The organism is Streptomyces sp. NPDC098101 (genome assembly GCF_044760185.1).
GTDB lineage: Bacteria > Actinomycetota > Actinomycetes > Streptomycetales > Streptomycetaceae > Streptomyces.
In genome coordinates this window covers 213,710-227,171 of sequence record NZ_JBIWAS010000005.1, presented here as the reverse complement: position 1 = coordinate 227,171, position 13,462 = coordinate 213,710, and the positions used below count along the sequence as shown (strand labels likewise).

Sequence of the window (13,462 nt, the reverse complement as noted above, 5' to 3'; positions counted from 1 at the left end):
CCACTCATGCGAAAGGGTTCGCTCATGGGTATTCGGAACATGCTGCGCAAGGTGTTCGGCCGGGACCGCGAGGACTCCCCGGCAACCTCCGTCCCGCCCCAGTCGCGTGAGACGGCGGAGACGGGGGAGGCCGTGCCGGCCGCGGAGCCGGTGACCTCTCCGGATGCGCCCGAGGAGGTCCGCCGCGCGGCGGACGACCTGGTGGCGGCGTCCTTCGACAACCCGCAGGTACCGAAGGCGCGGTCGGCGGAGACGGGGGCGCCTGCGGCTGCGGCTGCGGAGGTGGCTGCTCCTGCGGAGACGGGTGCTCCTGCGGAGACGGGTGTTCCTGCGGAGGCGAGTGCTCCTGCTGAGGTGGGTGCTCCTGCTGAGACGGTTACGCGGCTGGAGCCGGCCGAGCCGGAGACGAGCACCGTGGAGCCCGTGGAGCCCGTGGAGACCCCGGGGTCCACGGAGTCGGTGGTGGTGGAGGAGGAGACCCCCGTCCTCTCCGCCGCGGCGGAGGCGGCGGAGCGGGACGCGGCGGCCGTTGCCGAGGCGGAGTCCGTGGAGGTCTCCCTCCCGGAGGAGCGGACCGACGAGACCGGGCCGTCCACGGAGGTGGAGGCCGTCGAGATCTCCTACCCCGAGCCTGCGGCCGAGCCGAAGACCGAAACCGCGACCCCGGCCGAGCCGGAGACCGTCACCGAACCGGAAGCCGTCGCCCAGGAGTCCGAGCCCGCCGTGGCGGAGGCCCCCGAGGCCGAGACCGCCGTCGCGGAGACCTCGACCGAACCGGAGACCGTCACCGTCACGGAGCCGGAGCCGGAGTCCGAGCCCGTCGTGGTCGCCGCCCCCGCGCCCGAGACCGCCGTCGCGGACACCCCGGCCGAGCCGGAGGCCGCCGCCGAGCCGGAGCCCGTCGTGGTCACCGCCCCCGTACCGACGCCGGAGTCCCCCGTGATCACGGCCCTGGAGCCCGAGGCTCCGGAGGGCACGGAGGACACGGAGGCCACCGAGGTCGCCGCCCCGGCCGCCGCGGGCCCCGCGCTCTCCCTCGCCAAGGTCAAGGCCGCCGCCCCGCACCTCGCCGACGCGTACAGGGCGGCCGGGACCGTGCTCAAGAAGCAGGGGCTCACCGGGGCGCGGGCCGCCGTGTACCTGGTCGTCGACCGGTCCGGTTCGATGCGCGGGTACTTCAAGGACGGCTCCGTGCAGCGGCTCGCCGAGCAGACGGTGGCGCTCGCGGCGCACCTCGACGAGAACGCCGCCGTCACGGCCGTGTTCTTCTCCACGGACATCGACGGCACCGCCGAGCTGACCCCGGCCACGCTCTCCCCCACCGGGATCGAGGAGATCAACGCCGGTCTCGGCCGCCTGGGCCGCACCCACTACCACCGCGCGGTGGAGGAGGTCCTCGCCCACCACGAGAAGACCGACCCCGCCCGCCCGGCGCTCGTCGTCTTCCAGACGGACGGCGCGCCGGACGCGAAGACGGCCGCCACGCAGGCGCTCGCCGGGGCGGCGGACCGTCCGCTGCACTGGCGGTTCGTGGCCTGGGGCGAGCAGGACAACAAGGCCTTCGACTACCTCAGGAAGCTCGGCGGGACCCCCCGTACCGCCGCGTACTTCCCGGGCGCGGCCCCGGTCGAGACGGCGCACGCCGCCTTCTACCGCGGCCTGCTGGAAGGCCTGGAGCTGTAGGAGCCGGACGGGCCCTACGGCCGGGTGGCGGTGACCGGCAGGGTCACCGTCACCACAAGCCCGCCGCCCTCGTCCGCGCCGCGCGCCGCCGCCGTCGCGGTCCCTCCGTGGGCGGTGGCGATCGACCGGACGATGGAGAGCCCGAGCCCGGCGCCGGGCCCCGTCCGGTCGCGCCCCTCGCCGCGCCGGAAGGGCTCGAAGAGTCCCTCGACGTCGTCCGGCGGAACGACGGGCCCGGTGTTGACGACGGTCAGGACGCCCCCGTCGACCCGTACGCCGACGGAGCCCCCGGGCACGTTGTACGCGACCGCGTTCGCGACGAGGTTCCGCACGAGCTGCCGGAGCAGCACCCGGCTCCCCCGTACGACGCCGTGCTCCGCGACGGCCGCGTCCTCGTACTCCTCCGTCACGACCTCGGCGAAGGGCACGTCCTCGCGCTCCGCGAGCCCCCGTTCGCCGCGGGCGAGGAGGAGCAGGCCGTCGAGGAGGCGTTCGCTGTGCCGGTTGGTGTCGAGGAGGACCTGCCGGACCTCGCAGTCCTCGTCGAGCCCGACCTGGAGGGCCGCGCGCTGGGTGGCGAGCGGGGTGCGCAGCTCGTGCGAGGCGTTGGCGATGAACCGCCGCTGGCTGTCGAAGGCGGTTTCCAGCCGCCCGAGCAGCGCGTCGATCGTGTCGCCGAGCTCCTTCAGCTCGTCGTCGGGCCCGCGCACCGCGAGCCGCCCGCCGAGGTCCCGCTCGGAGAGCCGCCGGGCGCGGGCGGTCATCTCGTGGACGGGCCGCAGCACGCGCCCCGCCGTCCACCAGCCGACGACCACGGCGCCGCAGGCGATCACGAGCAGGGACAGGCAGGACCACACGAGCATCTGCTGGTGCGCGGCCCGGCCGACGTCGTCCCCGATCCGGTACGCCTCCACGACGGCGACCTCGTCGGCCCGCGCCACGATCGCCTCCGCCTGCCCGTCCGTACCGGCCCTGACCAGCAGGTTCACCACGAGCAGCAGCAGGGCGCCGAGGACCAGGAAGACCCCTCCGTACACGAGGGCGATCCGGGTCCGGACGGTCGACCCGGCCCCGAGGTATCCGGTACCGGAAGGGCTCACAGCACGTACCCCACGCCCTGCACGGTCCGGATCGGCCCCGGCTCCCCCAGCTTGGCCCGCAGCTTGCTCATGCAGACGCGCACGGCGCCGGTGAAGGGGTCGGCGTGGGCGTCCCAGGCGCGTTCGAGCAGTTCCTCGGCGGAGACGGCGGCCCCGTCGGCCTCCAGGAGGATCTGGAGGACGGAGAACTCCTTCGGGGAGAGGCCGAGGTCGCGCCCGTCGCGTTCGGCGGTCCGCCGGACGGTGTCCATCCGCAGCCCGTGCCGTTCGAGGAGCGGCGGCAGGGGCGGGGCGGAGCGGCGGCGCAGGGCGCGGACCCGGGAGACCAGCTCGGGGAACTCGAAGGGCTTGCCGAGGTAGTCGTCGGCGCCGAGGTCGAGCCCCTCGACCCGCTCCTCGACGGCCGCGGCGGCGGTCAGCATCAGGATCCGGGTGCGGGAGCCCCCGGCGACGAGCCGCCGGGCGACGTCGTCGCCGTGGACGCGGGGCAGGTCGCGGTCGAGGACGAGGACGTCGTACGCGTACAGGCCGAGCCGCTCCAGGGCGTCCTCGCCGTCGTGGACGGTGTCGACGGCGAATCCGGCCCGCCGCAGGCCGGTGGCGACGAACCCGGCGAGGACGCGCTCGTCCTCGGCTACCAGTACACGCATCCCCCCATCCTCCCGAAGCCCCCGTCCTCGCCCTCCCCCTCCCCCGGGTTCATGGATGTGAGGGGATCTTCGCGGGGCCGTTAGGATTTCGACCATGGCGGCCACTGGATCCGAGAAGCAGGGGACGAAGGCGTTCTACGTCACGACCCCCATTTACTACGTCAACGACGCTCCTCACCTGGGCCACGCCTACACGACCGTCGCAGGCGACGTGCTCACGCGCTGGCACCGTCAGCGCGGCGAGAAGGTGTGGTACCTCACCGGCACGGACGAGCACGGTCAGAAGATCATGCGCACGGCCGAGGCGAACGACGTCACGCCCCAGGCCTGGTGCGACAAGCTCGTGGAGGAGGCGTGGAAGCCCCTCTGGGAGCACCTGAACATCGCGAACGACGACTTCATCCGCACCACGCAGAAGCGTCACACCGACCGCGTGCAGGAGTTCGTGCAGGACCTGTACGACAAGGACGAGATCTACAAGGGCGGGTACGAGGGCCCGTACTGCGTGGGCTGTGAGGAGTTCAAGCTCCCCGGCGACCTCATCGAGGCGGAGGACGGCACGAAGCTGTGCCCCGTCCACAAGAAGCCGGTGGAGATCCTCAAGGAGGAGAACTACTTCTTCAAGCTGAGCGCGTACGGCCCGAAGCTCCTGGAGTTCTACGAGGCGAACCCGGGCTTCATCCAGCCGGAGTCGGCCCGCAACGAGGTCGTGAACTTCGTCAAGCAGGGCCTGGAGGACCTCTCCATCTCGCGCTCGACGTTCGACTGGGGCATCCCGGTGCCGTGGGACGAGAAGCACGTCATCTACGTGTGGATCGACGCGCTCCTGAACTACGCGACGGCCGTCGGCTACAACGAGAACCCGGCGAAGTTCGAGGAGACGTTCCCGGCGAATGTGCACCTGATCGGCAAGGACATCCTGCGGTTCCACGCGGTGATCTGGCCGGCGATGCTGATGGCGCAGGGCCTGCCGGTCCCGGGCCGGGTCGCGGCCAACGGCTGGCTGATGGTCGGCGGCGAGAAGATGTCGAAGTCGAACCTGACCGGCATCAAGCCGCAGGACCTGACCTCGCACTTCGGCGTGGACGCGTACCGCTGGTACTTCCTGCGGGCGATCGCCTTCGGCCAGGACGGCTCGTTCTCGTGGGAGGACTTCACCGCCCGCTACACGAGCGAGCTGGCGAACGACTACGGCAACCTCGCCTCGCGCGTGGCGGCGATGGTCGGCAAGTACTTCGGCGGCGAGCTGCCCGCGTCGGCGGCGGACGGCGACGCGGAGAAGGCGGTCCACGAGGGCTTGGCGAAGGCCGTGGCGGTCGCCGACGCGAAGATCGGCGAGGAGCTGGACTTCCAGGCCGGCATCCTGGCGATCTTCGACTTCGTGAAGCAGGTCAACGGCTACATCACGGAGCAGGAGCCGTGGAAGGTCGCCAAGGACGAGTCCGAGGAGGGCCGCGCCCGCCTGGCGACGATCCTCTACACGGCCGCCGAGTCCCTCCGCGCGGTCGCCGTCCTGCTCAACCCGATCATGCCGGAGACCTCGCAGGCCCTCTGGGACTCCCTGGGCGCCGAGGCGTCGCTCGGCGCCCTGGCCGCGCAGCCGGTCCAGTCCTCCGCCACGTGGGGGCAGCTCCCGGCGGGCGCGACGGTGACGAAGGGCGCGGTGCTGTTCCCGCGCCTGGAGGAGCCGAAGAAGGACTGACGGTCCCACGATCGTGAACGAAGGCCGCCGTTCCCGTACGCACGGGGACGGCGGCCTTCGCCGCACCCGTTACCCCCGCGACCGCACAGGAGGCCCGCCGTGCCGGGAGAACCGTTCATGCTGACCCCCGAACCGCGCGACTTCCTGGAAGCGCTGGGCGTCGAGCCGGTGGAGGTCGAGGTCGAGGCGCAGGAGCTCGACCTGACGGAGGTCGTCGGCGAGCCCCTGAAGTTCAGTTTCCACTCCGTGGAGCGGTCGGTCCGCCTGCGGTGGGGCCGCGTCGACCTCTACCGGGAGGGCGCGACGCGCCTGCGGATCGTGGAGTCCCCCGGCAGGACGGGCCTGTACGTCGACTTCGAGACGGGCCCGATGACGGGGACCCTGCGGATCGGGGTCTTCCCGGAGGTCTCGGTCGACGACGAGCTCCTGTTCTCCTGACCTCATGAACGGATCACCCCACCCACCCCGGCGCCGCTCCTGGTCGGCCCCCGCCGACGTCGCCCCGGACAGCGCGACGGCGAATCAGCTCCGCCTCCTCGACGGCTTCACGTCCGGAAGGATCACGGCGGCGGACTTCGCCCTCGGCTGGTACCCGGCCCGCCGGGCGTCGACGGCGAACGGGGAACGCCTCCACGGCCCCCTGTCCGACCTCTTCGACCGGGTCTTCATGCTCCTGGAGGACTACACCCACGACCCGTCCCTCCGGGAGGAGGGCGACCTGTCGGACGAGGAACTCCTCACCGCGGTGAAGACCCTCACCCGAGGATGAGCACGGCCGCGGCGGGCGCCAGGTAGACCAGCGGGAAGGGCACGTGCCCGTACGCGCGGGCCCGCAGGACCGTGACCACGGCCCCGGCGAAGTACAGGACGAGCCCGCCGGCGGCCAGGACGCCGACGACGGGCACGACGTACCCGACGAGCAGCCCGACGGCCCCGGCGACCTTCGCCGCCCCGAGCAGGTCCCACCAGCCCCGGGGCACCCCGTACGCGGCCAGCGGCCCGACGACGAACCCGGCCCGCACGAGGACCGCGACCCCGGAGAACCCGGCCATGAACGCGGCGACGGCGGTGACGACGATGACGGTGGCGGACATGACGGTCTCCTTCGACGCTCCCGACACCCGACCCGACGGGGCCGGACACCCCGTCGACGGAGCGGGGAGGGGAAGTGTGACGGGCCTCGGTGAACGCCCTGACGGCCCGTTGCCGCACGCCGTACGCTCCAAGGCATGAGCGCCAACCTCGGTGACCGCCTGCGGGAGATCCGAAAGCGTCGGGGCCTGAGCCAGCGGGAGCTCTCCGGGCTCTCGGGCGTCTCCCTGTCCCTGATCCGGAAGCTGGAGCAGGGCGAGCGCGACGACACGCGCCTGGAGACCGCCCGCCGTCTCGCCCAGGCGCTGAAGGTCCCCACCACGAGGCTCGTCGTCGAGCACGCCGAGGAGGCGGCCGGTCGGGACGAGGTGAACCGCTGGGCTCCCGTGCACGCCACGCTCACGGCCTCTCCGAGCCCCGACGGGCTCGCGGAGGAGCCCACCTACGACGGCGTACGGGACGCCCTCCGGGCCGCCGTGCCCCTGTTCGCGGGCGACCGTTTCACCGAGCTCGGAACGGCCCTGCCGCCTCTCCTGCGCGACGCGGAAGTGCTCACCGAGGCCGATCCGCGCGGCCGACGGCTCCGCGCGCGGCTCCTGGAGCTCACCGGCTGGCTGATGACCCAGACCCGGCAGTTCGACGCCGCCGAGACGGCCTTGGAGCGGGCCATGGACGATGCCACGGACCGCGCACAGGCCGCCGCGATCGTCATCACCCGGTGCTGGCTCCTCCTCCGTCGCGGAAGGCTCGCGGAGGCCCGCGCACTGGCCGCGCACTGGGCCGACGAGGTCGAGCCGCGCATGTCCCGCGCCACCCCGGCCGAACTGAGCACCTGGGGCTGGCTCCTGCTCCGTCTGTCGGCCGCGGCGGTCCGGGACAACCGCCCCGGTGAGGCCGAGGACGCCCTGCGGCTCGCCAAGTCGGCCGCCGTGGCCCTGGGGCGCGAGTGCACGCCCGAGAACGACTTCCTGCGCGCCTTCGGACCGGTCACGGTGGACCTGAAGCGCACGGAGAACGCGATGGTGGCCGGCCGACCCGACCGGGTGCTCTCCCTGGCCGCCGCGATCCCCCTGGACACCTTGAAGCCGACCTCGAACAACCGGAACCGGCACCTGCTCGACGTCGCGAGCGCCCAGGCGCAGCTCCGCCAGTACGCGGAAGCCGTGGACACCTTCCAGAAGATCCTGGCCGGCTCCCCCCAGTGGCTGCCGAACCAGCGGTACGCCCGCGACGTCCTGGGCCGCGTCGTGAGCCGACGGCGCACGCTGACGCCCGAGATGCGGATGCTCGCGGATGTCGTCGGTCTGCCCATGTGACAGCCGATGGCACTTTCACCTGACCCTGCGTCAAAGTGTCATCGACGCGGCGCGATCACCGGTCATAGCGTCGTCGCATGGCCACAACGGAGAGAGACCGGCCGGGCGTGCCTCCCGAGGACTGCGAGCCCGGCGCTCTGGTGAGGGACATCGCCAGGGACACGATCGGCGTCGTGATGGGACATCACGGCGGAGACCGCGTCCAGCTCCGTCCGATCATGGGCGGCAGGGAGTGGGACGCCTTCGAGGTGCACCCCTTGACGGCGCGCGAGGAGCTGAGCGCCCGCAATGCCGCACGCAACGAGGTGACGAGGCGCTGGGGCTTGTGAGCGGCCCCGAGCCACCCGCCCGGAGCGAGGCGACCCCTCGCCCGTGATCACCGTCCCCACCGGCCCTCTTCCCGGCCGCCGCCGAACCGCCCGGGGCGGAAGCGCGGCAGCACCACCGGTCGACAACCCTTCTCATTCCAAGGAGCATTCGTGACCACGATCGACACCGAGCGGACCGGCACCGTCCGTCCCTGGGGCGCCGGCCGCCTCGCGCCCTACCCGACCACCGTCCGCCGCCCCCACGCCACCGTCGCCGTCGACCCCGTGACGCAGCTCGGGGTGTTCCGCGACCGCGCCGGACAGGTGGTCGAGATGGGCAAGCACGGCACCAGTTCCGGGACCGAGACCTCCACGACGACGAACTCGGACTCCAAGAACGACCAGGGTCACGACCAGGACAGCAGCCAGGACTGATGACCGTGACCGAGGAGAGCCCAGTGCTGGTGGCCACCGAGGCGGACGACGTCACCGCCGACATGGTGATCACCGAGCTCAACCGGCGTGACGTGCCGGTGGTGCGGTTCAACCCCGCCGACATCGGCGAGAGTCTCACGGTCTCGGCCCGGTTCGGCACCTGTCCGGCCCCCGTGGCCGGGCAGGTCCGCACCCCGTCGAGAACCGCCGACCTGAGCAGCGTCCGGTCGGTGTACTGGCGCCGCCCGGAGTGGCCGTCGTTCCCCCGCCTGTCGCCGGACGACTCCCGTTTCGCGGCGGCGCAGGTCCGCCACGGGCTCGGGGGCACGCTCTACGCCATGAACGGCCCGCTCTGGGTCAACCATCCGTTACGCGTCGCCGCGGCCGACCACAAACCCGCCCAGCTCGCCCTCGCCCAACGACTCGGCTTCGCCGTACCCCCCACCCTCGTCACCAACGACCCCTGTGAGGCACGGGATTTCGTCCGCGCTCAAGGAGAGGCGATCTCCAAGACTCTGCGGTGGACCCCATACACCCGTGACGGCGTGCCGGTGACCGGCTGGGCCGACCCCGTCACCGCCGACGAGATCGACGACAGTGTCCGTGTCACCCCGCACCTGTTCCAGGCCCGGGTCGACAAGGTCGCCGACCTCCGCGTCCTGATCGCGGGCCGGCACACCTTCGCCGTGCGCATCGACTCCGAACTCCTCGACTGGCGCAAGGACTACAGCGCGCTGACGTACACCGTCGAACGTCTCTCCACCGGCGTGGAAGAGGCTCTGCGCACCTACCTGGACCGCCTGGAGCTGGTGTCGGGGAGCTTCGACCTCGCGGTGGACCGGGCGGGGGCCTACTGGTGGCTGGAGCTGAATCCCAACGGTCAGTGGGGATGGCTGGAGCAGGAGACCGGCCTGCCGATGTCCGCCGCCTTCGCCGACCTGCTCGCGCGAACCGAACCGCTCGCACAAGCCGCCCCGCGTGTACGGGGCGAACCGCTCTCGCAGGCCGACCCACCCGTGCGATCCGACCCATCCGTGCAAGGAGACCACCGATGACCGACCCGGCATCCGAACGTCGTCGCATGGCGGACGCGCTCGCGGACAAGGGCGTCCTGAAGTCCCCCTGGCTGCGCCGGGCCGTCGAGGCCGTCCCCCGCGAGCGGTTCCTCCACCCCGGAGTCTTCCTCGACGAGGGCCGGGCCTGGCGTCCCGTCACCACCGCCGGTACGGAACCGGACGAGTGGCTGAGGATCGCGTACGGCCTCGACACCCTCACCACCCAGCTCGACGGCCGTCTGACCGCCGACCGTGCCGACGACCTCGTCACGGGCGTGCCCACGTCGTCCTCGACCGACCCGACCACCGTCGTCGGCATGATCGAGGCCCTGGACCTCGCGGCGGGACACCGCGTCCTGGAGATCGGCACGGGTACGGGGTACTCCACGGCCCTGATGTGCCACCACCTCGGCGAGGACAACGTGGCGACCGTCGAGGTGGATCCCGGGGTGGCCCGGCGGGCGGACGAGGCGCTGGAGGCCGTCGGCTTCTCGACCTGGACCGTGACCGGTGACGGACTCCTCGGCTTCCCGAGGAACGCGCCGTACGACCGCGTGATCGCCACGTGCGCCGTACGCCGCATCCCGTACGCCTGGATCCGGCAGACCCGCCCCGGCGGCATCGTCCTCGGCACGGTCGGCTCCTGGCCCTGGGGCACCGGCCTCGCCCAGGTCACCGTGAACGAGGACGGCAATGCCCACGGGCGGATCATCGGAGAGTCCTCGTTCATGCAGGCCCGGGCACAGGCGGTGGTCCCCGTGTCCGGCGACCTGTCCGCCCGGACGGCCTACGCGGACGGTGAGCGGAGGACGGAGGTGAGCCCGCTCCTCCTGGACGAATGGATGCCCGCGTTCCTCGCCCAACTCGCGGCGCCCGATGCCCATCTCGTACGGGCTGCCACGAGCGACGGCCGACCGCTGCTGTACTTGTTCGACCCCGACCGCGAGTCGTTCGCGGAGTTCACCGCCGACGGCGGGTCCTGGGCGGTGCGCCAGGGCGGGCCGGTCGCCCTCTGGGATCGCGTCGAGGAGGCGCTGGTCGCCTGGCGCACGGCGGGAAGTCCCGCCATCGACTCCGTACGGCTCACCGTCACCCGGGAGTCGCACGTGTACGGGATCGAAGGTCACCCGGAACTGCGCTGGGAACACCGCCTCGGCTGAGCGCGACGTGCCGGGTCCCCGACCGGATCACCGGAGCACGGAAACCCGTGCTCCGGTCGGTCGGGCTGCCTTCCAAAGGAACGGGGAGAGAAAGAACCCGTACCAAGCCCCACCCTTTCCCGCCCCGTCGGACACTCACTCTCAGGAGTGAAAAGTGTCAAAAGGGCTGGATGCGGGGCGGGTTGTCGGATCTATCCTCAGCGCGATTGGCATATGACCGCAGACATGCGTCGGCCCCCGCCGGAACTGGCATTCCATGGGCGGGGGCCTGACCACCAAGGAAAAGGCCTTCCTGATGGGTACCCAGCACATTAGCGCGCGCCCCCTCGTCCCGTCCCGCAACGGCGGGCAAAACCGCCCCGTGCGGATGGGCATGAGGTCCGTGCGCGCGGGTGGCGTCATCCACGACAACATCCGCCACACCACCCGCTTCACGGTGGTCGGCAACCACCTCGCCCAGCACCCCGGGCTGTCGCTGCTCGGCATCGGCCTGGCCGTGCACATCCAGTCGCTGCCCAGCGGCGCCCGCATCGACATCAAGAGCCTCGCCGCGCGCTTCCCCGAGGGGGCGGCCCGGATCGCCGCCGGGCTGCGCCAGCTGGAGGCCTACGGCTATCTGCGCCGCGTGCTCGACCGCGACGACACCGGGAGGATCGTCACGCTCACGATCTCCTGCAACCACCCGGGCCTGACCGGTGAGGAGGGCGAGACGGCGGAGCGCCGGGCCCCGGCCCGCCGTACGGAGGCCCCGCGTACGGAGGCCCCGCGCCGGGCCCTGCCCGCCGTGCCGAAGCCCGCGTTCCCGGCCGCGGACCTCCTCAGGTCCGCCCTCGGCGTCCTCGCCGGCCTGCGGCGCGAGGACCCCCGCCTGTACCTGTCGGCCACCGAGACCGAGCACCTGGCGCCGGGGGTCGCCGCCTGGCTGGAGCGCGACCTGACGCCGGAGGCCGTCCACCGGATCCTGACCTGCGCCCTGCCCCAGGAGCCCCTGCGCCGCCCGGCCGCCCTCCTGGCCCACCGCCTGTCCGCCCAACTCCCGCCCCTGCCGCCCCTCGGCACGGGGGACCCGGCGACCCCCCGACACCCCCTCCAGAACTGCGACACCTGCGACCGCGCCTTCCGCGGCCCGGAGCCGGGGACGTGCGGGGCCTGCACACCGACGGGACAGGGGCACCTCGGGGGTCAGTGACCGGGGTTGCCGCCCCCTGGCGTCTCAACTCCCCTCCAGGGACGGGGTGGTGAAAACCGCGTGGCCCGCCGACGGGATCGCGACAAGAATGACGGCGGCGCGACTGATCACGTCGATCGACGACCTCTGGTACCCCTCGACCACGAGGAGCGGTTGACGGTCATACGGATGCACGGGGGCGGACATGACGGAGCGGGACGCGGACAGGGACCGACGGGTCCTCGACCGGCTTGAGGCCCTCGGGCGGCAGGGCGTGGTGGAGGCGGCCGGAGGGGTACCGGAAACCGCGCCGGATCCCAAGAGCGCCTTCTACGCCATGGTGGGGTACGAGGTGAAACCGACCAGGACGGCCCCCCGGAAGGACCCGGACGTACGGGACCGGGTGGACCTCGTCTGGCACGAAGAGGCGGACCGGGCGGGGCTCTTCGGCGAGGACGGAGAGTTCCTCCTCTTCTTCTGGATCCCGGGGAACCCGACCGGCGGATGGCTCAGGGTCAGGGACCCGATCGGCACCCGCCTCCCCTCCCGCATCGCCGCCGCGACCGGAAACCGGGAGTTCATCGCGGCCTCCCTGGACGGAAGGCGCATGTGCGCCGTCTCGGTCGAGGAGTACGACGACTGGATCATCACGCACTCCCTCGAGACCGCCCGGTAGGCCCGGGGGTAGGGAAAGTCATGACGAGCCGCTTCCAATTTGCTGGCCGGGCCCTCGGTCTCCCGCGCCTCCACAAAGCCTTCCCGGTCCCGGACACACCCCGCCAACGGGGCGGAAGGAGCCACCGGGCGTGATCGCGGTGCGGTTCTCGGTGCGGCCGGGGCAGGGGGAGCCCAGTGGGTTCGACCTGGGGGACATCGTCTGTGAGGGGGAGAGCGGGTCGGTGCGGTCGGCCGATCGCGGGTTGATGGTCTACCTGTCGGTGGCCCTCCTGCTCGACGACCTCCGCCCCCTGCTCTTCGGCAAGCGGCAGAACGTCTCGTTCGGCGGCGTCGACATGTCGGTGCGGATCGACTTCGAGCGCGTCGGGAAGGGGCTCGTCTCGGTCTCGTCGCGAGGGGTCCCGGTGGGCAGGGCCCGTGTCGAAGACCTCGCGCGGGTGTTCCTCCGCGCTGCCGAGGAGCTCGCCGAGCAAGGGCTTTCGAGCCTCCCGGAGGGGGACGGGGTGCGGATCGACTACTCCACGGCCGTACGGAAGTTCCGGGCGGCGGAGGCGTGAGCCACGACCACGGCGGGCCTCTCCGCACCCCGCTGGAGGGCCTGGAGCGGTTGGTGTCCGCGCGCGAGGCGGAGGCCTGGTCTCCTGAGCGGTGGAACCAGCTGCGGGTCCTCGCCGTCGGCCGTATGCAGCACCGCGACCTTCCCGACGGGACCCGGATCCGGTGGGGTCGGCTCGCGCTCGCCGCGCTTCCGGGGAAGTACCCGGAGGGGCCGTCGCAGGAGATGGTGATCGAGTCGGTCCGCGTACGCGCTTATCTGCTCCGGGAGTTCGGGGCCGACGACGCCGACCCGGCCAGGGACCTCTCCGCGCTCCTCGCGGACGCCACGCGGAACCTGGGCATGTCGAGGGAGACGGCCGCTCGGCTGGCCGGTGAGTGGCGGGGCCTGTCCCGGGAGCAGATGCTCCGGCTGCGGCTCGTCAAGAACACGCTGTCCGCATTGCTTCCCGTCCTGCCGCTCCTGGAGGACGGGGACTTCTCCCTGGGCGACCTCCGCGCCTGGCTGGAGCTCGTCCCGAGGCTGCCCTGAACGGGCCGGGAAGGCCGTGGCACGCCGG

The 13,462-nt window shown here is 72.3% G+C and carries 16 protein-coding genes; 13 read left to right on the top strand and 3 right to left on the bottom strand.

What is annotated here, in order from left to right; genetic code table 11:
• The first annotated feature begins 423 nt into the window (after positions 1–423).
• On the top strand, positions 424–1,683 hold the full coding sequence (locus tag ACIQVI_RS23880) for a VWA domain-containing protein (RefSeq protein WP_403599169.1): 1,260 nt from the start codon (positions 424–426) through the stop codon (positions 1,681–1,683).
• A gap of 14 nt (positions 1,684–1,697) precedes the next feature.
• On the opposite strand, the gene ACIQVI_RS23875 is transcribed toward ACIQVI_RS23880, so the two are convergent.
• Both ACIQVI_RS23875 and ACIQVI_RS23870 read right to left on the bottom strand, forming a co-directional pair.
• A complete protein-coding gene (locus ACIQVI_RS23875; RefSeq protein ID WP_403599166.1) occupies positions 1,698–2,783 on the bottom strand; it encodes a sensor histidine kinase in 1,086 nt (361 codons plus the stop codon).
• Positions 2,780–3,433: a response regulator transcription factor gene (locus ACIQVI_RS23870; RefSeq protein ID WP_403599163.1), complete on the bottom strand. Its 654-nt coding sequence runs from the start codon at positions 3,431–3,433 to the stop codon at positions 2,780–2,782. Before ACIQVI_RS23870 ends, ACIQVI_RS23875 begins: the two co-directional genes overlap by 4 nt.
• A gap of 94 nt (positions 3,434–3,527) precedes the next feature.
• Here ACIQVI_RS23870 and metG point away from each other — a divergent pair, with 94 nt between their 5' ends.
• The 3 genes from metG to ACIQVI_RS23855 all read left to right on the top strand — a co-directional run bounded on the left by metG (position 3,528) and on the right by ACIQVI_RS23855 (position 5,904).
• Entirely contained in the window at positions 3,528–5,135 is a 1,608-nt protein-coding gene (gene metG, locus ACIQVI_RS23865; protein WP_351974017.1) for a methionine--tRNA ligase, read from the top strand.
• Positions 5,136–5,234: 99 nt separating this feature from the next.
• A complete protein-coding gene (locus ACIQVI_RS23860) occupies positions 5,235–5,573 on the top strand; it encodes a hypothetical protein (RefSeq protein WP_403599159.1) in 339 nt (112 codons plus the stop codon).
• 4 nt (positions 5,574–5,577) lie between these two features.
• On the top strand, positions 5,578–5,904 hold the full coding sequence (locus ACIQVI_RS23855) for a hypothetical protein (RefSeq protein ID WP_403599156.1): 327 nt from the start codon (positions 5,578–5,580) through the stop codon (positions 5,902–5,904).
• On the opposite strand, the gene ACIQVI_RS23850 is transcribed toward ACIQVI_RS23855, so the two are convergent.
• Positions 5,891–6,229, bottom strand: coding sequence for a DoxX family protein (locus tag ACIQVI_RS23850; protein WP_403599153.1), 339 nt, complete (start codon positions 6,227–6,229; stop codon positions 5,891–5,893). The genes ACIQVI_RS23855 and ACIQVI_RS23850 overlap by 14 nt on opposite strands.
• Positions 6,230–6,364: 135 nt before the next feature.
• On the opposite strand from ACIQVI_RS23850, the gene ACIQVI_RS23845 reads away from it, so the two are divergent.
• The 9 genes from ACIQVI_RS23845 (at position 6,365) to ACIQVI_RS23805 (ending at position 13,434) form a co-directional block, all read left to right on the top strand.
• On the top strand, positions 6,365–7,543 hold the full coding sequence (locus tag ACIQVI_RS23845) for a helix-turn-helix domain-containing protein (protein ID WP_403599149.1): 1,179 nt from the start codon (positions 6,365–6,367) through the stop codon (positions 7,541–7,543).
• 77 nt (positions 7,544–7,620) lie between these two features.
• A complete protein-coding gene (locus tag ACIQVI_RS23840) occupies positions 7,621–7,872 on the top strand; it encodes a hypothetical protein (protein ID WP_403599146.1) in 252 nt (83 codons plus the stop codon).
• 159 nt (positions 7,873–8,031) lie between these two features.
• Positions 8,032–8,286, top strand: coding sequence for a putative ATP-grasp-modified RiPP (gene tgmA / locus ACIQVI_RS23835; protein WP_403599790.1), 255 nt, complete (start codon positions 8,032–8,034; stop codon positions 8,284–8,286).
• Positions 8,286–9,341: an ATP-grasp ribosomal peptide maturase gene (tgmB, locus tag ACIQVI_RS23830; protein ID WP_403599143.1), complete on the top strand. Its 1,056-nt coding sequence runs from the start codon at positions 8,286–8,288 to the stop codon at positions 9,339–9,341. Before tgmA ends, tgmB begins: the two co-directional genes overlap by 1 nt.
• A complete protein-coding gene (gene tgmC / locus ACIQVI_RS23825; protein ID WP_403599140.1) occupies positions 9,338–10,501 on the top strand; it encodes an ATP-grasp peptide maturase system methyltransferase in 1,164 nt (387 codons plus the stop codon). Before tgmB ends, tgmC begins: the two co-directional genes overlap by 4 nt.
• Positions 10,502–10,796: 295 nt before the next feature.
• Positions 10,797–11,690 (top strand): helix-turn-helix domain-containing protein, encoded by an 894-nt coding sequence (locus tag ACIQVI_RS23820; RefSeq protein WP_403599787.1) that lies wholly within the window; start codon positions 10,797–10,799, stop codon positions 11,688–11,690.
• A gap of 184 nt (positions 11,691–11,874) precedes the next feature.
• Positions 11,875–12,345, top strand: coding sequence for a hypothetical protein (locus ACIQVI_RS23815; RefSeq protein WP_403599137.1), 471 nt, complete (start codon positions 11,875–11,877; stop codon positions 12,343–12,345).
• Between the two features lie 130 nt (positions 12,346–12,475).
• A complete protein-coding gene (locus ACIQVI_RS23810; protein WP_403599134.1) occupies positions 12,476–12,904 on the top strand; it encodes a hypothetical protein in 429 nt (142 codons plus the stop codon).
• Entirely contained in the window at positions 12,901–13,434 is a 534-nt protein-coding gene (locus ACIQVI_RS23805) for a hypothetical protein (RefSeq protein WP_403599131.1), read from the top strand. Before ACIQVI_RS23810 ends, ACIQVI_RS23805 begins: the two co-directional genes overlap by 4 nt.
• The last annotated feature ends 28 nt before the right edge of the window (positions 13,435–13,462 follow it).

Excerpts from the sequence above, each read along its gene's own strand:
- ACIQVI_RS23820 (WP_403599787.1), top strand. The coding sequence starts at position 10,797 with ATGGGTACCCAGCACATTAGCGCGCGCCCCCTCGTCCCGTCCCGCAAC.
- metG (WP_351974017.1), top strand. The coding sequence starts at position 3,528 with ATGGCGGCCACTGGATCCGAGAAGCAGGGGACGAAGGCGTTCTACGTC.
- ACIQVI_RS23855 (WP_403599156.1), top strand. The coding sequence starts at position 5,578 with ATGAACGGATCACCCCACCCACCCCGGCGCCGCTCCTGGTCGGCCCCC.
- tgmC (WP_403599140.1), top strand. The coding sequence starts at position 9,338 with ATGACCGACCCGGCATCCGAACGTCGTCGCATGGCGGACGCGCTCGCG.
- ACIQVI_RS23845 (WP_403599149.1), top strand. The coding sequence starts at position 6,365 with ATGAGCGCCAACCTCGGTGACCGCCTGCGGGAGATCCGAAAGCGTCGG.
- ACIQVI_RS23840 (WP_403599146.1), top strand. The coding sequence starts at position 7,621 with ATGGCCACAACGGAGAGAGACCGGCCGGGCGTGCCTCCCGAGGACTGC.
- ACIQVI_RS23815 (WP_403599137.1), top strand. The coding sequence starts at position 11,875 with ATGACGGAGCGGGACGCGGACAGGGACCGACGGGTCCTCGACCGGCTT.
- ACIQVI_RS23870 (WP_403599163.1), bottom strand. The coding sequence starts at position 3,433 with ATGCGTGTACTGGTAGCCGAGGACGAGCGCGTCCTCGCCGGGTTCGTC.
- ACIQVI_RS23850 (WP_403599153.1), bottom strand. The coding sequence starts at position 6,229 with ATGTCCGCCACCGTCATCGTCGTCACCGCCGTCGCCGCGTTCATGGCC.
- tgmB (WP_403599143.1), top strand. The coding sequence starts at position 8,286 with ATGACCGTGACCGAGGAGAGCCCAGTGCTGGTGGCCACCGAGGCGGAC.